Origin of the sequence: Pseudodesulfovibrio sp. S3 (assembly GCF_004025585.1) — a bacterium.
GTDB lineage: Bacteria > Desulfobacterota > Desulfovibrionia > Desulfovibrionales > Desulfovibrionaceae > Pseudodesulfovibrio.
In genome coordinates this window covers 328,309-353,220 of sequence record NZ_QTZO01000001.1, presented here as the reverse complement: position 1 = coordinate 353,220, position 24,912 = coordinate 328,309, and the positions used below count along the sequence as shown (strand labels likewise).

The following is a 24,912-nucleotide window of genomic DNA, read 5'->3' as shown; positions in this document are numbered from 1 at the left end:
CAACGGGCATCAGAGGTGATACCCGTGATTCCGGCAGGACTTTGATACCCTGCTGGGGACAGCTACGGGCCGACGGGCAACAATCCAGCCTCACGGAGGCGAGCACGCCTGACATCAAGATCCGCCTCGACAAGGGCCGACTGCACATTGAGCAATGCATCCAGCCGGGAAACATGCCGCTCTTCCAGGATATGCCGATGCGCTTCGCTCCGCATGACAGCCCCATCCGAAAGTTGCTGAAAATGGCTGGACTCCCGCAGATGCACGATATGAACGTCACCCAGGTAGGCGGCAGGTTTACCCTGAACCAGTCGTCTCAGGTCCAGATCAAGGTCGTCAAACTGGCTGGGCGAAAAAAGAATATCAAACCCCTTGCTTTGGACGAGACTCTCCACCTCGAACAGGTGGCAGCATCCGGTCACGGAGGCAGCGTACCTGCGGTAAGACAGGAGCGACGGCATCAAGCACTCGACACAGGGTTCCTGAAGGACGAGGCTCTGCTGCGTGCGGGCCGCATCCTCCCGGCCGAGAAGAAACCCGTCACCATGCTGAGTCAGACTCTGCGAACTGGCATCGCCCACCCGGCAACCCCATACGCCTGCGTCAGGGAATGACTCCACGCCCGCGGCAAACCCATACAGCCAATCCGAAGGCACCAGCACGTCGTCATCAAGATAGACGATCCATCTGGCACCGTCGCGTACTGCACTGTCGAGCAGCCAGTTCCGAGCCGCCGGTGCGCCCACATTGACAGGCAGGGCCACCACGTCCATGACGCCGCCAAACCGGGCTTGCGCCCTTTCTGCCACGGCCAGACTATCGTCACCGCTCCCGTTGATCAGGACGCGGACAGAAATATCACCCACGCCACTTCCCAGATCCGAAGCCAGAACACTGTCAAGGGTCCGGGCAAGCTCTTCGGCTTTATTGTAAGAATAAATACTGACCACGCACTTCCCCTGCAACCGGGCAGACCGCTGAACAGGAAACGCCAAGCTGTCCATATACAGCAGAGCGGAAGTGTGCATGGGGAAATCCGTCAGGATGGCCTTGAGCAATTCCAAACTTCGCGTGGTTTCACCGGCCAAGGCGTGAGCTGCGGCCAGCCGCAAACCCCACCCCCGGATGCCGTAGAGCCTGACCAGTTCCTCCAGAACCGATACCGCCGAGGCGTACCTGCCCCCAGCCAGATAAACATCACCCATCAACAGCTGGGCTATCTCTGGATCTAGCGGAGCCACTATCTTTTTGAGATACTCCTCAAGCCAGTCCCAGTTGGAGAGCACCCCCTGGAATTGATACGCCTGCCCGACCATGGGCACCAATGCTCGCGCATCCGTGTTGGCCTCAAAGAACAGACTCATGCCATCATAATCCCCCTGTCCAAACAGCAAACCGGGTTGAACAGGACCTTCAACCGCATTGGTTCGAACCAGCCTTCGGGCGAGTTGTACTCCCTTCTCCGTGAGCGCATCGCAGGAGAACATTTCAGAAAGGCGAACAAGCTCGGCAGCAAGGGGAACATTAAGTGGAAACTCAGCCCAAGCCATGCCAAAAAGACTGGCCCCGGTGGAAACAAGGGAAGCCGCATCATCAGGCGCACCTGCATTTCCGGCCAATTGAAACGCCTTTTGCGCAGCCGACAGCAGATGGTTATGCCCGATTGTCCCGATGGAGAGATAATCCTTCACGTGGTGATCTTTTCCTTACTATCTTTGGTCAACATATGACCCGACTGTCAAAAACATGGTCCCCGAATAGGGTAGAATACAATTTCCGTTCCATCCAGAGTCCCTTTGCAGGGGGCACGGCATTAAAAAGGCTTCTCCTCAATCGGCACTTACTGTATGATTACTGCCAACAAATACCATAAGGAAATGAAGAACCATGACCCCCATCACCACTTCCCTGTTCGAACTGCTCAAGGTCGGCCCTGGTCCGTCCAGTTCCCACACCATCGGTCCGATGAAAGCCGGGTTCGATTTCATGAACATGATCCGAGAACTGCCGGACAAAGACCGCCAGAGCGCCGACGCCCTTGAAATCAGACTGTTCGGCTCCCTGTCCGCCACGGGTGAAGGACACGGCACCCCGCGTGCCATCCTGTCCGGCCTGCTCGGTTCCCAACCCGACACCTGCCGGTCCGACACGCTGGAACAGTTCATGGATAAGGGGAAGGCATTTGAGCTGGACTTGGGCGGCAAGTGTCTGTCCTATGCGCCGGGCGACATCATCATGGATGCTGTCCAGCACGATTACGCCCACCCCAATGCCATGATCTTTCGGCTCAAGTCCGGGCAGAACGTGCTTCTGGAGCGCATCTACTATTCAGTAGGCGGCGGATTCCTGCGCTGGGAAGGCTGGCACGAACCAATCTGCGGCGACCCTGTCTATCCATACAACACCATGGCTGAACTGAAGGCGCACCTGCGCCAGAACTCCATCCGCCTCCACGAACTTGTCATGGCAAACGAATTAGCCATCACCAAAGCGACCGAAGATGAAGTCAATGATGGAATGGATCACATCATCGCCGTCATGGAACAAGCCGTGGAACAGGGAATTCAAAGCAACGGGGTGCTGCCCGGCCCCATCGGCCTGCAACGCAAAGCAGCCATTTTGTACAACCGCGCAAAGCAGGAATACTTCCAAGGGCCGGGTTTTCTCAAGGCCCTGAACGCATACGCCCTGGCCGCCTCCGAAGAAAACGCAGCCGGCCATTGCGTGGTCACGGCCCCCACCTGCGGAGCCGCAGGCGTCATCCCGGCCATCGTCTTCATGCTGAAACGACACATGGGAGCCCTGCAAACCGAACTCCGCGAAGGTCTCCTGGCCGCCTGCGCCATCGGTTTTCTGTGTAAGCACAACGCCTCCATTTCCGGTGCGGAAGTTGGATGCCAGGGAGAAGTGGGAGTGGCTTCGACCATGGCCGCTGCCCTGCTTGCCTATGCCCGCGGCTACCGTTTTCAGATCACCGAGAACGCCGCCGAAATCGCTCTGGAACACCACCTGGGCCTGACCTGCGACCCTGTGGGCGGATTCGTCCAGATTCCCTGCATCGAGCGCAATGCCATGGGAGCGGTCAAAGCCTTCAATGCCTACCTCATCGCCTCCACCCTGGATGAATCCTATCAGAAAGTGGACCTGGACAAGGCCATCAGGGCCATGGCCCAGACCGGCCGGGACATGTCGCAAAAATACAAGGAAACTTCCCTTGCAGGGTTGGCGGTAAGCTTCACGGAATGTTAACATTATCCAAAAGATATGAATTAACGCGACCGTACCCGCCAGGAGCTGCAAAGCAGAACAAGCTTCTGTAGCAATGCTCTCAACCTGAATAACGATTGCTTTTCCCACCTGTTTCAGTTATAAATATCTCTTGTTTTTTGCCCATTTCTATTCCCGGAGTTCACAGTGATTTCTTTCAAAGGCGTCAACAAATGGTATGGGGACTTTCAGGTTCTCAAGAATATCAATCTCGACATCACCAAGGGTGAAGTCGTGGTCGTGTGCGGTCCCTCCGGCTCCGGAAAATCCACCATGATCCGATGTATCAACAGGCTGGAACCGATTCAGGAAGGCGACATTGTCGTAGACGGCATGAACGTCTCCGATCCCCGCACCAACATGACCCTGCTTCGTGCCGAGGTGGGTTTCGTGTTCCAACAATTCAATCTCTACCCGCACATGACGGTCATGGAAAACATCACCCTGGCCCCGACCCTGGTTCGCGGCATGAGCCGTGGGGACGCCACATCCATTGGCATGGAGCTGCTCAAAAAGGTGGATATCCCGGACAAGGCCGGCGCGTATCCTTCACAGCTCTCGGGCGGACAGCAGCAGCGCGTGGCCATTGCCCGCGGCCTGGCCATGCAGCCAAAGATCATGCTCTTCGACGAACCCACTTCCGCCCTTGACCCGGAAATGATCAACGAGGTTCTGGACGTCATGAAATCCTTGGCCCGCGAGGGCATGACCATGATCTGCGTCACGCACGAAATGGGCTTTGCCCGCGAAGTTGCGGACCGGGTCATCTTCATGGACGACGGCTATCTCGTCGAAGAGAACACGCCCGAGGAATTCTTCCACAATCCGCAATCGGATCGGACCAAGGACTTCCTCAGCAAGATTCTCAGCCACTAAGGATTTTCGCCCTTGCCGGACACGGTGTCCGCCAGGGGCTTTTTCATACGGACTCAACTATCAGGAGAGGTAAATGAGAGTTCTCAAAATCACTGCTCTGGCCGCACTGCTGGTCATGGCCGCATCCGTGGCTTTCGCAGGTCCCACCTACGATCGCGTCATGTCCACCAAGGTCCTCAAGGCCGGCATCACCAACCAGGGCATTCCCTTCGGTTTCATCGACGACAAGAACGAATGGGTCGGCTTCGACGTCGACATGGCCACCGAGATCGCCAAACGTCTTGGTGCAACACTGGAAAAGACCGTTGTGAACAACAACACCCGCATTTCCTTCGTGCAGACCAACCCGCCCAAGGTCGACATGGTCCTGTCGAACATGACCCACAAGCGCGTACGTGACGAAAAGATCGACTTCTCCATCACCTACTTCTTCGACGGCCAGAAGTTCCTGGCCAAGAAAGGCACCGTCAAGGACATCAAGGATCTGGCTTCCATGAAGGTCGGCTCCATGCAGGGCACCACCTCCATCGTCAACGCCACCGAATACCTGAAGGGACTCGGCAACGCCGACCCCAAGGTCACCGGCTACGACGGTGAAGTTGCCATGTTCGAGGCCCTGCGCTCCGGTCGCGTACAGGCCATCACCACAGACTCCACCATCCTGCTCGGTTACGCCGCCAAGGTTCCCGGTCAGTTCGAACTGGTCGGCGAATTCATCTCTGATGAGCCTTACGGCATCGGCCTGCCCCAGGACGATTCCGCATGGCGCGACGCCATCAACTTCACCATTCAGGATATGTGGAAAGACGGCACTTACATGACCATCTACAACAAGTGGTTCGGTCCTGATTCCGCCTACCCCTTCCCCATGACTTCCAAGATCGAAATGTGGCCCTAAGCTGCGAGCTTAAAGCCTGATAACGGGTCCCGGAGCATTTCACTCCGGGACCTTCTTCCATAAAAAGAGCACGATGTTTAAACGGTATTTCGAAAAAGCCTGGGTCCAGAACCTCAGCCTGCTGTCCATGGCCAGCCTGGTTGCCTATTATTTCACCTTCATTTTCGAATTCAAATACAATTTCGACTGGGCCGTCTTCTTCGTTGAAGGCCAATACGGACACATGGGCCACCTCATTGTCAACGGCCTCAACACAACCCTGACCATCACGCTCTACTCGGCCGCCATTGCACTGATCATGGGCACCCTCTTCGGTCTGGCCCGGCTGTCCAGTTTCAAGCCGGTATACTGGGTCGCCACCTGCTATGTGGAACTGTTCCGGAACACCCCGCTCCTCATCCAACTTTTTTTCTGGAACTTCGCCCTGCCCTACGCCTTCCCGGAGGAACTCCGCTTCAAGCTCTTTGAAATGGATTTCGAATTCTGGTGCGCCACCATCGGTTGCGGCATCTTTACCGGCGCGTTCATGGCCGAAATCATCCGTGCAGGCATCCAGTCCATTCCCAAAGGGCTGTTGGAGGCTTCCTACTCCTCGGGCCTGAGCTTCCCCCAGACACTGCGCAAGATCATACTGCCCCTGGCCTTCCGCGAGATCATCCCGCCCCTTGGCAGTGAATTCCTCAACAACATGAAGAACACGTCGCTGGCCATGACCATCGGCGTAACCGAACTTTTCTGGGCCATGCAGGAAGTGCTGTCTCTGACCTACCGCACCTTCGAATCCATCATCGCAGCCACGATGATCTACCTTTTGCTTTCGCTGATCATCGCCTGGATCATGAACATCATCAACGAACGACTCATAATAATGCCCCAGGACACGACCACCACGTTGCGAAAGATCGCCGACGTCCTATTCATCCCCATGGATATCGTGGGCCGGGGGCTGGAATATGTCTTGTGGCATTTCCGCCGCTCCCCGGACAAAAAGACCGTCTCGCCGATCACCCGACTGATCAAGTCCTCGGTCAAAGCCGTCACCATAGGGGCCAAAGTCCTGTTCGTGGCCGTTCTGGGCTATCTGCTCTACATGCTCTTCAAGGGACTCATGGGCTTCAACTACGAGGTCATCTGGGCCAACCTGCCCGCCCTGCTCATCTGGCGCTTCCCCCACGGAGAATCCACCGAGTTCTTTTACGGCCTCGGCGGCCTGTCCGGCTCGCTGTTCATGGCCGTCATGTCCATCACGGGCAGCTTCATCATCGGGTTGATCGTCGGCATGGGACGCACGGCAAGAAGCCATGCCATCCGCATTCCCTGCACCCTGTATATCGAACTGGTGCGAGGCATTCCGCTCATCCTGGTCCTGTTCTGGTTCTACCAGGTCATCCTGGATTTCGTCCTCAAACTCCAGCTCCACCCCTTCTGGGCCGGCACCATCGCCCTGACCTTCTTCTTCGGAGCCTATATCGCCGAGACCATACGCGGCGGCATCCAGAATATCCCGCCCGGACAGGTGGAGGCAGCCAAGGCATCGGGACTGAGCTACTTCCAGACCATGCGCAAGATCGTCCTGCCACAGGCGCTCAAGCAAATGCTGCCCGCCCTGGTCGGCATGTTCATCGCGGCCTTCAAGGACACCTCCCTGGTATACATCATCGGCTACATGGACCTGACCCGAGCGGCCTATGCCATCAACAACCGGATCATGATCCACCCGTTCGAAATCTACACCACGGTCCTGGTGCTCTACTTCGTATGCAGTTACGTCCTGTCGCTCTATGCCAAACGACTGGAACGGAAACTCAGCCCGGAAACCGTACGCATCGAAATGTAACGTACGGAACAATTGAATCACTCAAGGGGAAGCACACCGCTTCCCCTTTTTTGTCTCCGATGGGATGTGAGGCCCACCCGACAACCGCTTCTATTCCTTGAGTCAGGGCAACTGCGCGCACCCGTGCGCAAAAACGGTACACGCCAATAACAAGTCACACATAAAACACCATCATTTCAACAGAATACATTCGGCACGATCATTGCGACAGTCAGTGCATACCTGAACAACAACCGCTGGAGGTTTGTATGCACCGCTTCACCACCATCACCCTGACAATCTGCACCCTGCTCCTGGGCGCCAGTCTGGCCGCGGCCGCACCCAAGGCACCGGGCGAACTGAAGCTCGGACCGCCGGACGGTATCGCTGCCACCAAGACACACGTCACTTTCTCCCACGCGAAGCACGACGCAGCCAAGGTCGAATGTGTCACCTGTCACCACACCTGGGACGGCACGAGCGACATCAAGCAATGCTCCACTTCCGGCTGTCACGATCAACCCGGAAAGAAGGACGCCAGGGCATTCTACACTGCTTTCCATTCCAAGAAGACGGAAAACAGCTGCCTCGGCTGCCACAAGATAGTGAAGAAGAATGGCAAGCCTGTTCCGGTAAGTTGCGGATCCTGCCACCCCAAGTAGAACCTATTCCCTCGCCATCCTACCCCCCAAAAACGAAAGCCCCGCTCATTTGCGGGGCTTTCAGGGGAATATGCCGACATGACCGATCTAGGAAACGCGCAGGGCTTCCTTGACCGCCTTGAGCTTTTTCACCTCGGCCAGGGCCGAATAAAGCTGGTTGAGATCCGTGACCTCCACGGTAAAATTCAAGATAGAGGTGCCGTCCACCTTGGACTCGAAGTTGCCGTGGTCGATATTGACTTCCATTTCGGCCAACATGGAGCATATCTTGCCGAGCATCCCCGGCTTGTTCAGACACTTGATCTTGACTTTGGCCGGATACGGTTTCTCCTCGACCCCTTCCCAGTTTACCTGAATGAGACGCTCATCTTCAAAATTGGAGATGTTGGGGCAATCGATACGATGTACGGTAACGCCGCGGCCACGGGTGATATATCCCAGAATGGGCTCACCCGGCAGGGGATTGCAGCAACTGGCAAAACGGACAAGCACATTGTCAACGCCGGAAATTTGCAGCCCTTCTGTCTTGGGCTTCTTCTTGGCGCTGGTCCCGGCAGCCGATTCCGCTTCGGCTTCTGAACGGGCCTCGGCTTCCGCCTTGTCCTTGATCTTGCGCTCGTCCAAGGCTTCGCCGGGATGCATGAGGGCATAGAACCGCTTGAGCACCTTGCGCGGCGTGAACCGGGAAAAACCTATCTGGGCCAGGAGTTCATCCACACTCCCACAGTTGAACTCTGCGGCCAGTTGCAGGAAGTCCCTGTCCTTGAGGGCCTTCTGAACGTTGATGCCGACCCGACGCCCTTCCTTCTCCAGCATGTCCTTGGCCAGACTGATGGCACGCTCCATCTCAACGGTACGGATATAATGCTTGATCCGGGTGCGGGCCTTGGCGGTCTTGACGAACTTGAGCCAGTCCCGACTGGGCACCCGGTTCTTGTCCGTGATGACCTCAACGGAATCACCGTTCTTGAGCGTGGAATGGAGAGGCACGATACGGCCATTGACCTTGGCACCAGCGCATTTGTCCCCGACCTCGGAATGGATGGCATAGGCAAAGTCCACAGGCGTGGCGCCTTCGGGCAATTCCTTGATGTCACCGTTGGGCGTGAATACGTAAACCTCTTCCTGAAACATCTCCAGCCGCAGAGAGGACATGAATTCACGCGGATCAGACAGTTCCCGCTGCCAATCCATGATCTGTTTGAGCCAGGAATACCGTTCGGCATCGCGTCTGCCCGCTGTCTTGCCTCGCTTGGCCCCCTTACCCACTTCCTTGTACTGCCAGTGGGCGGCCACACCGTTTTCTGCGATCTGATGCATCTCTTCAGTACGAATCTGGAATTCGATACGCTCACCGTCCGGGCCTATGACCGTGGAGTGAAGCGACTGGTACATGTTCGCCTTGGGAATGGAAATATAGTCCTTGAACCGACCGGGAACGGGCCGCCAGGCCGCATGAATAAGGCCCAGCACAGCATAGCAGTCCTTCAAGGATTTCAAAACGATGCGAAATGCTATCAGGTCGAATATCTCATCGAAGGTCAATTCCTGCTGTTCCATCTTCACATGGATGGAATGCAGGTGTTTGGTGCGCCCGAAGACCCGGCCCTTTATCCGGTTCTTCTTGAACATCTCGTTGATAAGCCCAATGACCTTCTCGATATACGGCTCACCGGCTGCCCGGTGTTCGGATACGGCTTCAGAAAGTTGATCGAAAACGTCCGGTTTCAGATACCGCAGACAAAGATCTTCCAGCTCGGTCTTGACCCGATGCAGACCCAGCCGGTTGGCCAGGGGAGCATAGATATCCTGCGTTTCCTGGGCAATGAGCCGCTGCTTGACCGGCTTCATATATTCCAGCGTGCGCATATTGTGGAGCCTGTCGGCCAACTTGACCATGAGCACACGGATATCCTCGGCCATGGCCAGTATGAGCTTGCGGATGTTCTCCGCCTGCTGCACGGCCTTGGACTCGAAATCCATCTTGCTGATCTTGGTCACCCCGTCCACGATATCGGCCACATCGGCCCCGAACAGCTCTTCGATCTCGTCAACGGAGGTATCGGTATCCTCCACGGTGTCATGCAAAAGCCCTGCAGCCACCGTGGCCTCGTCAAGCTGCATGTCCGCAAGAAGATAGGCCACATTCATGGGGTGGGAAATATACGGCTCCCCGGACCGCCGAACCACGCCGTCATGGGCCTGGGCGGAAAAGACATACGCCCGCTGAATCAGATCCAGATCGGGGTTGTCGATATATGACGCCACCTTGTCGGTGATCTCATTGATGCGAATCATATAAGTCCGTTCTCTCTTTAAGGTTGCCGCTGCAACGTCCGTGGTATCCACCACTTTTCTGAATTATAGGATATTCCGGCCGGGGCCGCCTTGATATTTTGCACACGTGCCTGAACTATGGGCAGAGACATGGGAATGTAGAGGAAACAATAAGGCACTTCGTCGTAGAGAATCTGCTGTATTTCATCATATACGGGCTTGCGTTCCTCCTGCACCACCATGTGCCTACCGCGCTCCAACAACGCATCCAATTCGGGATTAATATACTTAATTATGTTAAGGCCGCCGTCAACCGCCTTGGAGGAATGCCAAACATTATAGATATCTGGGTCTTGTAAAATATTCCATCCCAAAATCAAGGCATCATAACGTCCTTTGTCCACGAATTCCTTGAGAAAAGCCGCCCATTCCACGGTCCTCAACTCAACCTTTATGCCGATATCCTTCAGCCGTTGCTGAATGATCACCCCGGTCTTGATGCGCTGGGTATTGCCCTGATTGGTGATGATGGAAAAAGCAAAGGACTTACCATCCTTGTCGAGCCAACCATCGCCATCAGAATCGATCCAGCCCGCCTCGGCAAGAAGTTGCCTGGCCTTTTCCTGATTGAATTCTCGCGGCCTGATGGTGGCATTATACTGCCACGTTCCCGGCTTGTACGGCCCGTTTGCCGCCTCACCCAGGCCGTACAGCACCCCCTTGACCAATTCCCGACGGTCAATAGCGTAGTCAATGGCTTTACGAACGCGAACATCCTGAAAAAACGGGTGCTTAAAATTGAAACCGAGAAAAGAGTAACCAAAGGCCAAGAACTTGAACTTGTTGAAACTCCCGTCCCAGCCCGGCCCGGAGGTCTGGTAGAGGTACTGCAACGGATCCAGCGCCATAGTGTCGAGACTGCCCGCCTTGAGCTCCAGGAACTGGGTTCCCATATCCGGAATCATACGGTAGACAATCCGGTCGATGTAGGGCTTGCCCTCAAAAAAACTTTCGTTGGCCTCAAGGGTGATCTGGCTGCCGGTCACCCATTCCTTGAGTTTATATGGCCCGGCACCCAGTGGTTCGCGGCTGTATTTGGTGTCGAGCAAATCTTCATTCTCAAGCGCATGTTTTGGCAGGATGTTCATGGCCCAAGTGATCAAGGCATTGGCAAAAGGCTGGTCATACTCCACTTCAAAAGTAAATTTTCCAGTACGGCGAAACGTCTTCACCAGCTTGAAATTGCCCGCATAAGCCGTAGGCGTTTTCGGGTCGATCATCAGCTTGTAGGTGAACTCCACATCCTCGGCCGTAAGCTGGACACCGTCTGTCCAGTATATGTCCTCCCGTACCTTGAACCGAAGCAGCTTGCCGTCGTTCAGGACCTCGTAGGATTCTGCGGCATAGGGAATGAGGTTGATGTCCTTGTCGTACTTGAGCAGGCTGACGTAAATCTGACTGCAGATGGTAAACGAGGCGCTGTCCGAGGACAGGGGAGGGATCAAATTGCTCGGCTCACCAAGCATGGGCTGGACCAGCGTGCCTCCATGCTCGGGCACGGCGGGAATACTCTCCGGATTGACCGGAGCAACCGGCGTGGCCGGACCACTCCCGTCTGAACACCCTGAGAGCAATATCAGACACAACGTAACGGCGAATAGATTGATAACTCTCATTTTCTCTTGCAAAAGTAAGTTGGTTGGACCATATATTTAAAGGAGCATTGCATGCTGGGTTCAGTATGGACCAACGGATATGAAAAGCCAAGCATCCATACCGACATAAGGGAAACAAATGCGACTTGCCCATTGTCCCATATATATGTAAGAAGTTCTGTTCTATTTCATCGACAAGTGAACGGAAGAGTCCCCTGAATGAGCAACGGCGAAGAACAGATAGTCAAATCCATACTGCAAAAATTCATCGGCGACAGCATCCCGGATTATATCCTGGAAAGCGCGCATGGAATTGTTGCCGATAAAGGTGTGACCAAACTGGACCTCAAAAAACGAGATCAGTATTGGGACATCGACGGACAGGTGCATGGCGATGAATTCCAGAACTATACTTCGGAAATCGGCCTGAACCTGACCGAAAAAACCATTAATTACTACTGCAACTGCCCGGACTCCTTCTCCGGGGTCTGTCGGCATGTGGCCGCCACGGCGGTCAAACTCCTGAAGTCGCTGGACACCGAATCCGGCGGTGAAATGCCCATTCCGCGCACGGATTGGCGGCAAACCTTTCGCCCCTTCTTCGCCACCGAACTGGAGCCGGAATCGGGACGCCACTATATCATATACAGAATTTATCCCGAACTCGGCCGGCTCCAGGTAGCCTTCTTCCGAGCCCGCCAGAACAAATCCGGTATCTCCCAGGTCCAGAATGAAATCACACTGGCCCAGATCGTCGAGAATCCGGACTGGTCAGACACCTCCCCGGCCCTGCCGGGCGTAGCCGAACAGATCGGCCATTTTCTCGACTACTGGGGCCACAAGGTTGAAATCCCGGCCGGTCTCCACTCCTGGTTTTTCAGGGCGATCAAGGGCGAGTACTACCTGTACCTGCGCGAAACAGATCAGCCCGTATCCATCGAGTCCAAGACCATGCAACTGAAGCTCTCACCCTCCTTGAGCGAGGACGGTCTGGCCTTCGACATCCTGCTGGCCCGAGAGGACAAAATGCCCTTCCCCATCACAGATGAGGAAGAGATTTATTTCTACGGAAGGCTGCCGCTGTGGGTCTACTACAAAAACTCGTTCTACCCCGTGCAGACCGGACTCGACCCCAAGCTCGTCCAGGGCATGGTCGAGAAAAAGCCCATTGTACCGCATGCCGACGTTTCCGAGTTCCTGGACCGCGTCTGGACCCAGATTCCCGTATCCGACCTCTACGGACAAGAGGATTTCCTGGAGCGAGTCGGCCCCATCTTCCAGGATGCCGAGTACGATCCCAAGCTCTACCTGGACGAAGAAGGCAGCCTGCTGGTGCTCAAGATCCAGAACATCTACACCAATGAGCACGGCGAATTCATCATGCCCGGCCCGAACCCGGACCTGCAGACGGGCAGTTATCACGACGGCGGCAAGTCCTATCTCATCCGCCGCGCCCAGGACGAAGAAGCGCAATTGTTCGCCGAGTTGCAGGACATGAATTTCCAGGCCAGAAACAATCACATCTGGTTCATGGAGCAGGAAGAGGCCATCAATTTTCTACTCGATTACTACCCGCAACTCGTGGAAGCCTATCGCGTCTTCGGCGAGCAGAACCTGACCCGCTACAAGGTGCGCACCACGCAGCCCATTGTGGTGGCCGAAGTGGAGACCGACGAAGAGGAAAAGTGGTTCAACCTCGAACTGTCCGTGGAATACGACGACCAACGCGTCCCCATCGAACTCATATGGGAAGCGTGGACCAAGGGCAAAAGGTATGTCCAACTCAAGGACGGTTCCTACACCAGTCTGCCTGAATCCTGGCTCAACAAGCTGGGCCACAAGCTCAAGGCCCTCGGGTTTGACCCGGAAAAGCCCCCCAAGCAGCAGTTCAACCAGTTCGAGGCCCCGGTGCTCGAAAAAATCCTTGAAGATCTGCCGCAGGCCCAGACCGATGAGTTTTTTGTCAAACTCAAGGAAAAGATCAACAACTTCGATCAGATCAAGATCATTGAGCAGCCCAAGGCCTTGCAGGCCACCCTGCGGCCCTACCAGGTTCAGGGGCTGAGCTACCTCAATTTCCTTCGCGAATATGGTTTCGGCGGCATTCTGGCCGATGAAATGGGACTGGGCAAGACCATCCAAACGCTGTCCTACATCCAGTCCCTGGTGGATAGAGGTATCGACGGCCCGAACCTGATCATCGTGCCCACATCGGTATTGCCCAACTGGGAACGCGAAGCGCAGAAATTCGTCCCGACCTTGAAACGGCTGACCATTTACGGAGCCAAGCGCGAAGGGCTGTTCCAGCACATCAAAGGCTCCCACCTGGTCATCACCACCTACGCCCTGCTGCGGCGGGATCTGGATGAACTGCTCAAATTCGATTACGCCACCGTCATCCTGGACGAAGCACAAAACATCAAGAACCCCAACACGATTACGGCTCGCTCCGTACGCAAACTCGATGCAGGGCTGCGCCTCTGTCTGTCGGGTACGCCCATCGAGAACAACCTGTTCGAGTTGTGGTCCCTGTTTGAATTTCTCATGCCCGGCTTCCTTGGATCCCAGCATTCCTTCCAGCGCGGCATCGTCAAACCCATCAAGGATGGCGACGAAGAAACCCTGGACTATCTGCGCACCCGCGTAAAACCTTTCATTCTGCGCCGCACCAAGGCTGAAGTAGCCAAGGATCTGCCGCCCAAGATCGAAACCACCCACTATTGCGAACTGGTGGATGAACAGCGCGAGCTGTACACGGCCCTGGCCAAGAAGCTCAAGGATCAGGTTCTCAGGGACGTGGACGAGAAAGGCATGGCCAAGAGCCAGATGTCCATTCTGGACGCCCTGCTCAAACTCAGGCAGATCTGCTGCCATCCGCGTCTGCTCAAACTGGATATGCCCGGCTTCAGCACCAACCTGCCGTCCGGAAAATTCGACGCATTCAAGGATCTGGTGACGGACATCATCGAGGGCGGCCACAAGGTGCTCGTCTTCTCCCAGTTCGTCCAGATGCTCCACGTCATCCGCAACTGGTTGCAGATACGCGAGATTCCTTTCACCTATCTGGACGGCTCCTCCAAGGACCGCTTTGAACAGGTGGACCGCTTCAACGACAGCCCGGACATTCCCATCTTCCTGATCTCCCTCAAGGCGGGCGGCACCGGCCTGAACCTGACCAGCGCGGACTACGTCATCCACTACGACCCGTGGTGGAACCCGGCCGTGGAAAACCAGGCCACTGACCGTACCCACCGCATCGGACAGAAACGTCAGGTCTTCGCTTACAAGATGATCTGCCAGAACACTGTCGAAGAACGCATCCTCAAGCTCCAGGAGCAGAAGAAGGGCGTTGCCGAAGCGATCATACCCGGACAATCCGCACTCAAGAGCCTGACTCGCGACGATCTGGAAATGCTGTTCGATATATAGCGGTCGAGAATATAGTAAACATTCCTATTTACTCATATACGTACTCCTGATAGATCGTCTTGACTGTCCCATGAAGATTTGACTGATCACTCTAGATGCAGAGGCTCCATGAAACATCCCATGAACACACTTTATGACTGGGCGACCTTTGCCTTTGATCCGCTGCATTTTTTTTGGGAAAAAGATTCCACACAGCGGACGGTGGCTGGCTTCCTGGTGGTCGTTTTCGCCCTGACCCTCGGAGCGATTGAAATAAAACGCCAAGGCTGGATCGCAGGCCCGGTGGGAGACTTGATACCCACCAGTCACTACATGGCCATTAACCTGGCCTTTACGCTGGTCCTGGTTTTAGAGGTCGTCAGCCTGATCTTCACCCTGCCCTGCTCCATTTCCAAGGCCGTGGGCAAACAGTTTGAAATCCTGGCCCTGATCTTACTCAGGAGTGCTTTCAAGGCATTGGCCGACTTCCCGGAACCGATCAGCGTCAGCGGCCATGAACAGGAACTCTGGATCATCATAGCCGACGGCGGCGGCGCAGTGATCATCTTTGCCCTGCTTGGTGTCTACACCCTGCTCCGGCAGAAACTGGACGAAACCCTCAAGGGCGGCCCGACCCTCTTCAAATTCGTGGCGGCCAAAAAAGTCGTGGCCCTGGTCATGCTCGGCATATTCATCGGCATGGGGTTGAAAAACAGCCTGATCTTCCTTCAGGGCGGACAGCCCTTCCATTTCTTCCAGAGTTTCTACACGGTCCTGATATTCAGCGACATCCTGCTGGTGCTCATCGCCCAACGGTTCCTGCCGGAATTCCGGGCGATTTTCCGCAACTCCGGGTTCGCCCTGGCCACCCTGCTCATCCGGCTGGCCCTGACCGCTCCGCCTTACTACAACGTGCTCATCGGCATCGGCTCGGCACTCTTCGCCTGTATCCTTACCTTGGTTTACAACACCTTCTATTCCAGCAATTCGAAATACACGCGCAAAAAAGCGTAACAAAAAAGGGCGAATCCGTTGTGGACTCGCCCTTTTTCACACCAAATTCATTCTGCCCTAGAAAGGCACGTCATCCATGCCGCTCGCCTCGGACGGGAAAGCGGGACCGAGATCCTCGTCTTCCTGTTGCGGCGGCTGGGGTTGTCCCTGCGGCTGCTGGTAACCGCCCTGGGGACGACCTTGCTGCGGAGCATTGTTCTGCTGATACCCGCCGCCCTGCTGCTGGTAGCCGCCCTGCTGCTGACCGGCCTGCGGGCCGTCCGGAGAACGATCCAGTCCCTGGACGTTGTCAGCCACGATTTCGGTCATATAGCGGTCCTGCCCGGTGCTTTGGTCCTGCCACTTGCGGGTCTGCAATTTGCCCTCGACCATAACCAGACGTCCCTTGGCCAAATAGTTGCCGCAAAATTCCGCTGTCTGACGCCAGGCAACGATATTGTGCCACTCAGTCTTCTCGACCTTCTGACCGGTCTGCCTGTCGCGATATCCCTCATCCGTCGCGATGGAAAACTTGCAACGGGCCTGGCCGTTTGGGGTATAGGACATCTCGGGATCACGCCCCAACCTGCCGATGAGAATCACTTTATTCATGCTGCCAGCCATTTCAAAACTCCTTGCCTTCTATATTTCGTATGAAAAATCAGTATCAAAATTTCTCTGCAATGTCTTCCAACACATCAAGGGTGTCTTCCAATGCGTAGATTAGCTTGTCCGCCTCGGCAGGCTTCCAGTCGGCAAGGGCCTTTTCAACGGCCAGGCGCAGATCATCGACCTTGTCGGCCTGTTCCTTCAATGCCTTGGCCTGATCATCGGGAATAAGCCCCGCCCGGACAGCATCAAACACCGCTGCGGCCAGTTCGAGCACGCCTTTCTTGGGGATGACACTGCTGTCCTCCCAGACCAGATTCCACAGGGAAGGCCACTTCTTTTCGACCTCATCCTCACTGAATGTCCACGCAGAAACCCGAACTTGCAGCAGTCTGCCCATGTGATTCCCCTTTGGTCTTGAAGTCGGTTACGCCTCTTCTTCCCACTCGCTCTGGATACGGGCGACCACATCCTGAATGACGGTAAGCTGGTCTTCGGGACAGACGCCGATGAGAGGTTGTCCCTCGTCGACATTGTCACCGCGACCGAAATACACGGAATAGATGATGCCCTCAGGCCCGGAGTAGACCAGGGGGGTCTCCCTTTTCATGCGGGATACGATCAGGAATTCCATGCCATCATGGACCTTGACCGAACGTTTGCCCGAGACCTTGAGTTTCTGATCCACTTCAGGGACAAAATAATATTTTGCCCGCTCAGGAGCCCGGAACAGGAACAAGGCCTCCCGAAGGATCAACTCAATGACTTCCTTGCGGGTCATGTAATGCTTGATGGTCACCAAGGGTTCACCCGCTTCCACAAAACGGCCTTCGTGCTGCAGATGCAGGGCCTCGATCACACCCTTTTCAGGGGCGACGATGGGCTTCCTGTTCTTCTCGCGGGTGAGATTGACCAACAGGGTGCCGGGCTTTTCCTTGAAATCCCCACCAGGGCCGCGCACCTTGTCGCCCTGCTTCAACTCGGCAAATTCGACTACACCGGTATGGGGAGCCTCGACCACGATCTCGCGATAGGGAGACGCCTTGACCTTATCAAGCAAACCTTTAATATTAAGCACTAAATTTCCTCTATTATCATCTTTTTTATCCGTGTTTAAAACACGGGACGCGCTGGATGTATCGCATTAGTTAACGATAGTAAAGGTTGCGCCCACCCATGGTCAAGAGAGATTGGTGAAGGTTCTTCTTGACCTCCCGTCGATCCCATATGCCATGGATATGACCGCGGGACAGCGCGTGATACGCCCTGTGATAATCCGGTGCGACAGTGATCCCCGTGGTCTCGGTGATGACCCCCGGCCCTGCGAACCCGATATTGGAGGACTGCACCGCGAATTGATAAGGGGAACAGCCAAGAAAACTGGCCACTGGACCGGCATAGGAATTGGTGTCGTAGAGCACCAGGTAGAGGCCGCCAGCATCAATATACCGACGCACGGCAATGGTGCAACGCGGCATCTGGATAACGCCGTTGACGCCCTCCTGAATGCGGATGCCTGCGGTGCCGTGAACGTATGCGATGAACGGCTGACGCTTGCGAGTCGCCCGCTCCGCCGCCCGTATGAACTTTTCACCCTCGGCAGCCCCGACACTGCCGCCCCTGAACGGGGCGCACAGAACCGCCACCACCGTGTCCACTTCTTCAATGGATGTCTCAAAGGTGATGCAAGCGGATTTCAGGCCAGTCTGCTCCTTGGCCTTGTCCAACTTGAGATCGAATTTTTCATAGCCAAGGGGATTGATGGATTCAAGCTGCTGGTTGAATTCCTTGGATTCATAGTAATCAAAGACATTTTTCAAATACCAGCGGTATTCCATGGGGAAATGATGCCCGCAAGAGGGACATACTCCCGCAAAGTCGCCGAACAGATCCGGCACCCATAGGTCCGGGCAGTGTTGAGTTCGTACATTGGGACAGGTTATGGTCCGGTCCTCCTGACTGCGTGGACTGGTCCAGGCCCATTCGCTGCCCCCCAGGCACGCCCCGTCCTCGGGACAGGAAAGCCGGGTCAACTTGTCCAGAACTTCCTCGCCCCCTCTTATCTGTCCGGCACCGTTGCCGGGCAGAAGCTTATCCACGGCCCGCTTGATCGGCATAAGCAGCTTGTGACGCACCAGATGGGCCTCGGCTCCGAGATCTTCAAACACGGCATTCAACCGCTTTTTTTGCCGCCCCAGCAGATCGTAACGCAAAAATGAATGGGTGGCCCAGATGCTTCCCTTGGTGGCCGCTACAGCCCGGCTGATTATGCCGGTACCATCCAGACGGGCATGACGGCTCATTGCCCGGAACTTGCGCTGGCGCATCTCCACCAACCGGTTGAGACCGGACTTGGATAGATTCCACCGCATATAGATGGATTCGGCGTCATCGGTCTTGCTGGCACGAACGGCCATGGCCCGATACAGCTTCATGGGCTTGACCTCGCTCACCGCTTCATTGGTGGCCTGGATCAATTCCCGCCGCAATTCATTGAAAAAATCATAATGATGGGGTCGCGCGCCCAGCGGAGGTTCCTGAAGCACCCGATCCACATACCCGTTGCGAAGATTGTCTTCGGCCGTGATGCACAGCAGGCGGGCACATTTTTCGATCAGCTCAGGCGTGGCCCTGGTTCCGCCCCGCAAACCGGCTTCAATGGCCGCTGCACCCTCGGGAGAAATCACGGAATAATAGCCATGAGAGAGCATGATTCGACGATCCGCCAGACCGATAGCCTCGGCTCCCCCTGAACCGCCCTCGGAAAAAACGGAAATGACCGGCACGCGAAGCGCAGCCAACTCATAGAGATTCCTCGCAATCTGCTGAGCGGCACCGGGCCAGTCCTCCACGGGATAGGCTCCCGGAGTGAACACAAAGGCGTGAACCGGGATATTCTCGGTCTCAGCCACTTTCATGTAATGCAGGGCCTTGGCATTGCCCCAGGGCTTAACCGACCCTCCGTTGCGGAAAGCCTCCCCGTGTCCTTTTTCCTGTCCGATGACCATGACCATCTGATTGATGACCTTGCCGCCCACGCGTCGGGAAAACACTGCTCTTGCTATCAGCATACTCGGGTCGATGTTGTACTCGCCCCGGCCACCGATCTCGGTGTAATTATCGTAGACGTTCTCCAGGATATCCTTGAGACACACGCGCTGGGGATGACGCACTATGCGCACCCGATCCATGGGGGTAAGCGTGGTGTCGAGCTTACGCTCGGAGAAATCGAACAGGTCCGCTATCCGGGAAAGCTCGTCGGCTTTGACGCCGGCCGGAAGGCTCTGATGTCGCTCCAACAATTCACCGAACTTGGCTGAAAGCAGGCGGATTGACTCATCTTCCCGATTCCCGAAGATGTCTTGAATATAATTCAAACGGTCCTTGATACTCTGGATTCTTCTTTCTCTATCCATGATCAGAACTCCAGAAGTCTACCGGTTTTTGCTTTCAGATACTGGATGTTGGTATAGAACACTTCTGCATTGCCACATACGTTTCCCTCCAGGACCAACGCATCGAGGAACTCCAGCCCGCGCGCCTTGGCCTCGGCCAGGTCGCATCCCCATATGATGGCCAGGGCAAGGTTCGGATCAAACTCCATGGGAATTTCATATTCGCAGTCCAGGGGCACATGCGTGTACACATCAAGCCAGTCCCTCTCGGGCCAGTCGAACCGGGTAATCCGTCCGGCGCACGGCGTAAACCGATTGGCCGTATTCTCGGCCACGATGCGGTACTCGATGCCCACCCCGTGAAAATCGATATCAGCCTGTCCGTAGCCCAGCGGTGCCCCCAGGGCCAGACGAATCTGCTCGGTGAGGATATCCACGGGCTTGTCCTTTACCCTAGAGATAACTGCCGAGACCCCGTTTTCAACCTGAATTCGCGTGTTGACCTCCATGAGAAACGGCTCGCCTTTGGGTGTAATGATCCACTCCCAGGTGCCCACGTTGTCGTAACCCGACTCGCGAGCCATGGCCAGCGAGTGTTCGGTAATTTCGGTCAGGACCCGACCTGCGTCAAAGGTATACGGGACCACGTCCGGCGTGAAACCCGGTGCCACCTCGATGCGCTTTTGTTTACCCGAAGACTGCACCGAACAATTCCGTGTGCCGAAGTGGACATGATTCTTGCCTTTCCGTTCGGAAACCACCTGCACTTCCAGGTGGTTGAAATCGAAAATGCGCTGCTCGATGAGTACACCCTCATCGCCAAAATTCCGTTTGGCATAGTTGCGAATCCGCCTGAACACGGACCGGAACTCATTGAAATCCCCGACCTCCTCGATCCCCATCCCGCCGCCGCCGGCCGAGGCTTTGACCATGACCACGCCGTCCACAATGCCCTGGCTGGCCTGAAACTCGAACAGGCTGGAGGCAATCTCATCGGCCTCAAGCTCACTGTACACGGGCCTGTCCGACCCCGGCACGGTCGGGACGCCCAGAGAACGGGCGATACGCTTGGTATTGATCTTGTCTCCCAAGTCACGGATGACCCACCAGGACGGCCCTATGAACACCATGGGCCGATCCCGACGCACCACCCGCCTGGCAAACCGAAAATCCTCGGCGAAAAAACCGTATCCGGGATGCACGGCCGTAGCGCCACTGGCATCGGCCACGGAAAACAGCTCGTTGGCATCAATATACGAGGTGATTGTGTAGACCGCTTCTTTTCCCGCCAGTTCACGGGCAAGCTTCACATGGCCGGAAGTCCGATCCTCTGGCGTACAGACGCAAACGAAATCCAGGTCCAGACGCTGACATGCGCCCATGACCCGCATGGCGATTTCACCTCGGTTGGCAATAAGGACCTTATGGCGGTCGATGTTTTTGAAATTCACGGTCAGCCTTGCTCGCGTTTCTTCTTGCGCAGAGCGATGAGTCGTTTCTGAACCTCAAGAACCAGCTTGTCGAGCTTGATCTGCTTATTGCGATCAAGATCGACGAAATTCATGCCGACGATGCCGTTATCGAGTACGCGCATGATAATGGCGGTGACGCCGCTTATGAACAATTTGTTCTTGATCAAGAGTTCCACTTCAAGGGACTGTTTTTCCTTGAAACCCTTTTCCGAATCAAGCACGGCAAACCCTGTGGCGCTCAAATCCATGACCTCCAAGACACGATTGAGTGCCGGGAAACGGACGGTCAAACCGGGAACCTTGGTGCGAAAGGCCTTACGCAGCTTTTCGTCTTCATCGGGTATGTTTATCTCAAAGTCCATTCTTCCCCCCAAAATACAATGAAACCCCAGAAAAACCTACTTCCCTGAAACCCGTTTTTCAAGCACGAACTCAACCCTCCGGTTCTTGGCCCGATACTCTTCCGAGGTGTTCGGATAGAGAGGATTGAGATAAGCCAACCCCGTAGCCGTCAACCGGGTGGATTCAAGCCCCATCTTAAGCAATTCGCGCAGCACATTGACTGCGCGCAGGGCCGACACCTCCCAATTGTCCTTGAACCTTGATTTCGAACTGGGACGGACATTGTCGGTATACCCGACGATCTTGATATTCTGGTCCTTGTGTTGAATGAAAAAATCCTTGAGGGCCGTCACCAAAATCACTCCCTGGGGCGTGAGATCGACCTGACCGGATGGGAACATGACGTCCCCGGGTACACGTATGGTGATGACACCGTCTTCGAAATTGGCGCTGACCAGTCCTTCCACTCCCTTCTTGGTTTGAAGGGTCTTGACCTCGGCATAGACCTTGCGCTGGGATTCGATGATCTGTCGGCGCATCAACGCCTGGTCGATGAGCACACCAGCCTCTTCACGGGTGATCTTGCTGGTGGAGATCTTATCCATTTTCCCTTGCAATGCCTTGGTAACCGAAGAAAAGGTATCGGAAAACTTCTGTGTATCCAAGGTGGACATGGAATAGAGCAGCACGAAAAAGACAAGAAGCAGCATGGAAAGATCGGCAAATGTCGTCAACCACTCGCCGCCCTCGGCCTCGTCTTCTTCAATTATATTCAATGACGTATCATCATAATCACTCATCAGCGCGTCTCCCTATCTGCCGGGGCCAGGAAGGATGACAGTTTTTCATAGACAAGCCTGGGGTTGTTGTTCTCCAGGATGGACTTGGCTCCTTCGAAAATGACCTCCAGGTTCAACTGCTCCTGCAGGGTGCGGGCTTTGAGCTTCGCGGCCATGGGAATGAAAATGAGTGTGGACATGGCCGACCCGTAAAAAGTGGTCAGCAGCGCTACGGCCATAGCCGGCCCAATGGATTTGGGATCATCAAGCTGGGAAAGCATCTGGACAAGCCCTATGAGTGTTCCCATCATCCCGAAGGCCGGAGCCAGGGAGGCCAGCCGCTTGAATACATCCTGCCCCACCTGATGACGTCGGCGCATGGAATTGATCTCGATGGACAGTGTGGAACGAATGAGGTCCGGGTCGGCGTTATCTGCGATGAGCTGGCAGGACTTCTTGAGGACCATGTTTTCAGTCTGAACATTTTCCAAGGCAACGAGTCCTTCCCGGCGGCTGATCTCGGCGACCTTGACCATGATGTTGACCACGTCGCGGACCTTGCTCTTTCTGCTCACGAACATCTTGAATGCCGCTGTGAACGCCTGTATAACTTCTTCGAAAGGGAAGGCCACCATTATGGAGGCAAGGGTGCCGCCGACAACGATCATCATACCGGGAACATTGATAAAGACATCAACAGCTCCACCGATGATAATCGCACCGATTATGAGCGACAACCCGACAGCAAGACCAAGTAGAGTCACGATATCCATAAAGCGAGCCTATCCTTAATTGTCTGTTCGGTCCGTTAGCTAAAAAGAGTTCTTCCTGCCCAACTGCATGTGCAAACCAAAGGAACCAGCATGGAATACCATAAAAAGATACAACATTCTGCCGCATACATACATGAAAAGCTAGGCATAATTCAAGATGATACTGTCGCTTTCGTTACAGGCACCGGTCTAGGCGGTTTGACCGCAGCAATAGCAACCCCGACCTACCTCCCCTACAGGGAGATCGACCAGTTCCCCGTATCCACCGTCAAGAGCCATGCCGGGCGGCTGATCTCCGGAACCATCGACGGAGTGCCGGTGCTTGCCCTTGAAGGCCGTTTCCACCTCTACGAAGGCTTCACGGCCCGGGAAGCGACCCACAACATCCGCGTCCTGGGAGAACTCGGCATAAAGACACTCATCCTGACCAATGCGGTGGGCGCGCTGAATCCGTCATTCGAGACGGGTTCCCCCATGCTCATCGAAGACCACATCAACCTGACGGGAACCACCCCGCTTCGCGGCGAGAACAATGATGCCTGGGGAGACCGCTTCCCGGACATGTGCGCCGTGTATGATCCCGCCTTGCGCCGTCTTGCCGTGGACAAAGCCCTGGAATTGGGCATACGTCTTGAGCGCGGCGTCTTCATGCAAATCATGGGACCGAACATGGAAACCCCTGCAGAAACCCGCATGTACCGAGCCATGGGCGCAGACGCCATCGGCATGTCCACCTGCATGGAAGCCATTGCCGCCCACCATATGGGCATCCGAATCCTGGGCATCTCCTGCCTGACCAACAAGAACCTCCCGGACTGCATGGAGGAGGCCTCTCTTGATCACGTCATCGCCCAGGCCGAAAAGTCCTCGGCAGCCATGACAAAACTTATTCGTGCAATCCTAAAGGAAATCTGAAAAACGACCGAAGAATCTCATGAGCGTATTCGCTCACGATTCGACGTATGATTTCAATCGCGACACCGGGACGGCAGTACATGAATAAAACGGCGTTGAGTATCCTGATGGCAGTCACCCTTCTGTTTACGCAGGGGTGCGGCAACCGCATGTGGGAAGACAGCAAGGATGCTACATCAGATACATTCAATTACGTGTTCGACACCGCACCAACCGCCCGCGCCTACCATGACCTCGAAGAAATACCCATCATCGAACTCAACCATCGGGCAGCCGATGTTCTCTATTCCAATGTGGCGAAAGCGGAACTGACCAATCAATCCGCCATATACGTCAAGCGTTTCACAAACCAGAACGACCCCGGCGACACATCCATATTCGGTTCCGTCATGTCCCAACAGGTGGCTGACCGTCTAGTACAGCGCGGCATGCTCATCACCGAAGGTGAACCCGGCGCAACCGACCTCCTCTACGGGGGCGGTACAACGGCTGCGGACTACCGGAAAACCGGCGGCCTTGCCGGAGCCAAAAAAGAACTACCGCCCAGATCAGGAATGCTTACAGGAACCTATGTCATCGGGGACAACTACGTCTACGTGTCCGCAAAGGTTGTCAGGCTGGTGGACTCGGCAGTGGTCTCGGCCAACGACTGGGTCCTGCCCATCAGCGACAATGTCCGCCAGATGCTCCCCCAACTCAAAAAGGATGAAGGACTGACCCCCAGCGTCAAAACCTCCTTCGAATAACCCGACCCATAAAGCAAAAACGGGGTGCC

Annotated in this window: 20 protein-coding genes; 9 read left to right on the top strand and 11 right to left on the bottom strand. The window is 55.4% G+C overall.

Annotation, left to right across the window (positions count from 1 at the left end):
* Positions 1 to 62: 62 nt before the first annotated feature.
* A complete protein-coding gene (locus DWB63_RS01765) occupies positions 63 to 1,364 on the bottom strand; it encodes a glycosyltransferase family A protein (protein ID WP_164879741.1) in 1,302 nt (433 codons plus the stop codon).
* A 523-nt stretch (positions 1,365 to 1,887) separates the two neighbouring features.
* On the opposite strand from DWB63_RS01765, the gene DWB63_RS01760 reads away from it, so the two are divergent.
* The 5 genes from DWB63_RS01760 to DWB63_RS01740 all read left to right on the top strand — a co-directional run bounded on the left by DWB63_RS01760 (position 1,888) and on the right by DWB63_RS01740 (position 7,519).
* The gene (locus DWB63_RS01760; RefSeq protein WP_128327077.1) at positions 1,888 to 3,249 is read left to right on the top strand and encodes an L-serine ammonia-lyase; all 1,362 of its coding nucleotides are present in this window, start codon (positions 1,888 to 1,890) and stop codon (positions 3,247 to 3,249) included.
* 165 nt (positions 3,250 to 3,414) lie between these two features.
* Positions 3,415 to 4,143, top strand: a complete 729-nt coding sequence (locus tag DWB63_RS01755; RefSeq protein ID WP_128327076.1) for an amino acid ABC transporter ATP-binding protein — start codon at positions 3,415 to 3,417, stop codon at positions 4,141 to 4,143.
* Positions 4,144 to 4,216: 73 nt separating this feature from the next.
* Positions 4,217 to 5,041: an ABC transporter substrate-binding protein gene (locus DWB63_RS01750; RefSeq protein WP_128327075.1), complete on the top strand. Its 825-nt coding sequence runs from the start codon at positions 4,217 to 4,219 to the stop codon at positions 5,039 to 5,041.
* A gap of 73 nt (positions 5,042 to 5,114) precedes the next feature.
* The gene (locus DWB63_RS01745) at positions 5,115 to 6,878 is read left to right on the top strand and encodes an amino acid ABC transporter permease (protein WP_128327074.1); all 1,764 of its coding nucleotides are present in this window, start codon (positions 5,115 to 5,117) and stop codon (positions 6,876 to 6,878) included.
* A gap of 248 nt (positions 6,879 to 7,126) precedes the next feature.
* A complete protein-coding gene (locus DWB63_RS01740) occupies positions 7,127 to 7,519 on the top strand; it encodes a cytochrome c3 family protein (RefSeq protein WP_128327073.1) in 393 nt (130 codons plus the stop codon).
* 87 nt (positions 7,520 to 7,606) lie between these two features.
* Here the strand turns inward: DWB63_RS01740 and DWB63_RS01735 are convergent, their stop codons facing one another.
* Positions 7,607 to 9,817 carry a bifunctional (p)ppGpp synthetase/guanosine-3',5'-bis(diphosphate) 3'-pyrophosphohydrolase gene (locus tag DWB63_RS01735; protein ID WP_128327072.1) on the bottom strand — a complete coding sequence of 737 codons (2,211 nt, stop codon included), beginning with the start codon at positions 9,815 to 9,817 and terminating at the stop codon, positions 7,607 to 7,609.
* Between the two features lie 17 nt (positions 9,818 to 9,834).
* A complete protein-coding gene (locus DWB63_RS01730) occupies positions 9,835 to 11,472 on the bottom strand; it encodes a peptide-binding protein (RefSeq protein WP_128327071.1) in 1,638 nt (545 codons plus the stop codon).
* A 198-nt stretch (positions 11,473 to 11,670) separates the two neighbouring features.
* Here DWB63_RS01730 and DWB63_RS01725 point away from each other — a divergent pair, with 198 nt between their 5' ends.
* Together DWB63_RS01725 and DWB63_RS01720 are read left to right on the top strand one after the other, a co-directional pair.
* Complete coding sequence (locus DWB63_RS01725) at positions 11,671 to 14,880, top strand: DEAD/DEAH box helicase (protein WP_128327070.1); 3,210 nt, start codon at positions 11,671 to 11,673, stop codon at positions 14,878 to 14,880.
* A gap of 120 nt (positions 14,881 to 15,000) precedes the next feature.
* Positions 15,001 to 15,873: a hypothetical protein gene (locus DWB63_RS01720; RefSeq protein WP_241648535.1), complete on the top strand. Its 873-nt coding sequence runs from the start codon at positions 15,001 to 15,003 to the stop codon at positions 15,871 to 15,873.
* Between the two features lie 57 nt (positions 15,874 to 15,930).
* Here the strand turns inward: DWB63_RS01720 and ssb are convergent, their stop codons facing one another.
* From ssb to DWB63_RS01680, 8 genes are all read right to left on the bottom strand, one after another.
* Positions 15,931 to 16,476 (bottom strand): single-stranded DNA-binding protein, encoded by a 546-nt coding sequence (ssb, locus tag DWB63_RS01715; RefSeq protein WP_128327068.1) that lies wholly within the window; start codon positions 16,474 to 16,476, stop codon positions 15,931 to 15,933.
* A gap of 43 nt (positions 16,477 to 16,519) precedes the next feature.
* A complete protein-coding gene (locus DWB63_RS01710) occupies positions 16,520 to 16,861 on the bottom strand; it encodes a hypothetical protein (RefSeq protein WP_128327067.1) in 342 nt (113 codons plus the stop codon).
* A gap of 27 nt (positions 16,862 to 16,888) precedes the next feature.
* Positions 16,889 to 17,539 (bottom strand): biotin attachment protein, encoded by a 651-nt coding sequence (locus DWB63_RS01705; RefSeq protein WP_128327066.1) that lies wholly within the window; start codon positions 17,537 to 17,539, stop codon positions 16,889 to 16,891.
* A gap of 70 nt (positions 17,540 to 17,609) precedes the next feature.
* Complete coding sequence (locus DWB63_RS01700; protein WP_128327065.1) at positions 17,610 to 19,877, bottom strand: acetyl-CoA carboxylase carboxyl transferase subunit alpha/beta; 2,268 nt, start codon at positions 19,875 to 19,877, stop codon at positions 17,610 to 17,612.
* 2 nt (positions 19,878 to 19,879) lie between these two features.
* Positions 19,880 to 21,307, bottom strand: a complete 1,428-nt coding sequence (locus DWB63_RS01695; RefSeq protein WP_128327064.1) for a biotin carboxylase N-terminal domain-containing protein — start codon at positions 21,305 to 21,307, stop codon at positions 19,880 to 19,882.
* A 2-nt stretch (positions 21,308 to 21,309) separates the two neighbouring features.
* A complete protein-coding gene (locus tag DWB63_RS01690) occupies positions 21,310 to 21,690 on the bottom strand; it encodes a PilZ domain-containing protein (protein ID WP_128327063.1) in 381 nt (126 codons plus the stop codon).
* Between the two features lie 36 nt (positions 21,691 to 21,726).
* The gene (locus DWB63_RS01685; protein ID WP_128327062.1) at positions 21,727 to 22,470 is read right to left on the bottom strand and encodes a flagellar motor protein MotB; all 744 of its coding nucleotides are present in this window, start codon (positions 22,468 to 22,470) and stop codon (positions 21,727 to 21,729) included.
* A complete protein-coding gene (locus tag DWB63_RS01680; protein ID WP_128327061.1) occupies positions 22,470 to 23,222 on the bottom strand; it encodes a MotA/TolQ/ExbB proton channel family protein in 753 nt (250 codons plus the stop codon). The genes DWB63_RS01685 and DWB63_RS01680 overlap by 1 nt, the downstream gene beginning before the upstream one ends.
* 90 nt (positions 23,223 to 23,312) lie before the next feature.
* On the opposite strand from DWB63_RS01680, the gene DWB63_RS01675 reads away from it, so the two are divergent.
* Complete coding sequence (locus DWB63_RS01675; RefSeq protein WP_128327060.1) at positions 23,313 to 24,137, top strand: purine-nucleoside phosphorylase; 825 nt, start codon at positions 23,313 to 23,315, stop codon at positions 24,135 to 24,137.
* 107 nt (positions 24,138 to 24,244) lie between these two features.
* Positions 24,245 to 24,883 (top strand): FlgO family outer membrane protein, encoded by a 639-nt coding sequence (locus tag DWB63_RS01670; RefSeq protein WP_241648534.1) that lies wholly within the window; start codon positions 24,245 to 24,247, stop codon positions 24,881 to 24,883.
* Positions 24,884 to 24,912 lie beyond the last annotated feature (29 nt).

What these genes read in the sequence shown, in the direction of transcription:
- DWB63_RS01680 (WP_128327061.1), bottom strand. Translation starts at nt 23,222, where the DNA reads ATGGATATCGTGACTCTACTTGGTCTTGCTGTCGGGTTGTCGCTCATA.
- DWB63_RS01735 (WP_128327072.1), bottom strand. Translation starts at nt 9,817, where the DNA reads ATGATTCGCATCAATGAGATCACCGACAAGGTGGCGTCATATATCGAC.
- DWB63_RS01760 (WP_128327077.1), top strand. Translation starts at nt 1,888, where the DNA reads ATGACCCCCATCACCACTTCCCTGTTCGAACTGCTCAAGGTCGGCCCT.
- DWB63_RS01730 (WP_128327071.1), bottom strand. Translation starts at nt 11,472, where the DNA reads ATGAGAGTTATCAATCTATTCGCCGTTACGTTGTGTCTGATATTGCTC.
- DWB63_RS01750 (WP_128327075.1), top strand. Translation starts at nt 4,217, where the DNA reads ATGAGAGTTCTCAAAATCACTGCTCTGGCCGCACTGCTGGTCATGGCC.
- DWB63_RS01670 (WP_241648534.1), top strand. Translation starts at nt 24,245, where the DNA reads ATGGCAGTCACCCTTCTGTTTACGCAGGGGTGCGGCAACCGCATGTGG.
- DWB63_RS01675 (WP_128327060.1), top strand. Translation starts at nt 23,313, where the DNA reads ATGGAATACCATAAAAAGATACAACATTCTGCCGCATACATACATGAA.
- DWB63_RS01690 (WP_128327063.1), bottom strand. Translation starts at nt 21,690, where the DNA reads ATGGACTTTGAGATAAACATACCCGATGAAGACGAAAAGCTGCGTAAG.
- DWB63_RS01765 (WP_164879741.1), bottom strand. Translation starts at nt 1,364, where the DNA reads ATGAGTCTGTTCTTTGAGGCCAACACGGATGCGCGAGCATTGGTGCCC.
- ssb (WP_128327068.1), bottom strand. Translation starts at nt 16,476, where the DNA reads ATGGCTGGCAGCATGAATAAAGTGATTCTCATCGGCAGGTTGGGGCGT.
- DWB63_RS01710 (WP_128327067.1), bottom strand. Translation starts at nt 16,861, where the DNA reads ATGGGCAGACTGCTGCAAGTTCGGGTTTCTGCGTGGACATTCAGTGAG.
- DWB63_RS01740 (WP_128327073.1), top strand. Translation starts at nt 7,127, where the DNA reads ATGCACCGCTTCACCACCATCACCCTGACAATCTGCACCCTGCTCCTG.
- DWB63_RS01725 (WP_128327070.1), top strand. Translation starts at nt 11,671, where the DNA reads ATGAGCAACGGCGAAGAACAGATAGTCAAATCCATACTGCAAAAATTC.
- DWB63_RS01745 (WP_128327074.1), top strand. Translation starts at nt 5,115, where the DNA reads ATGTTTAAACGGTATTTCGAAAAAGCCTGGGTCCAGAACCTCAGCCTG.
- DWB63_RS01720 (WP_241648535.1), top strand. Translation starts at nt 15,001, where the DNA reads ATGAACACACTTTATGACTGGGCGACCTTTGCCTTTGATCCGCTGCAT.
- DWB63_RS01700 (WP_128327065.1), bottom strand. Translation starts at nt 19,877, where the DNA reads ATGGATAGAGAAAGAAGAATCCAGAGTATCAAGGACCGTTTGAATTAT.
- DWB63_RS01685 (WP_128327062.1), bottom strand. Translation starts at nt 22,470, where the DNA reads ATGAGTGATTATGATGATACGTCATTGAATATAATTGAAGAAGACGAG.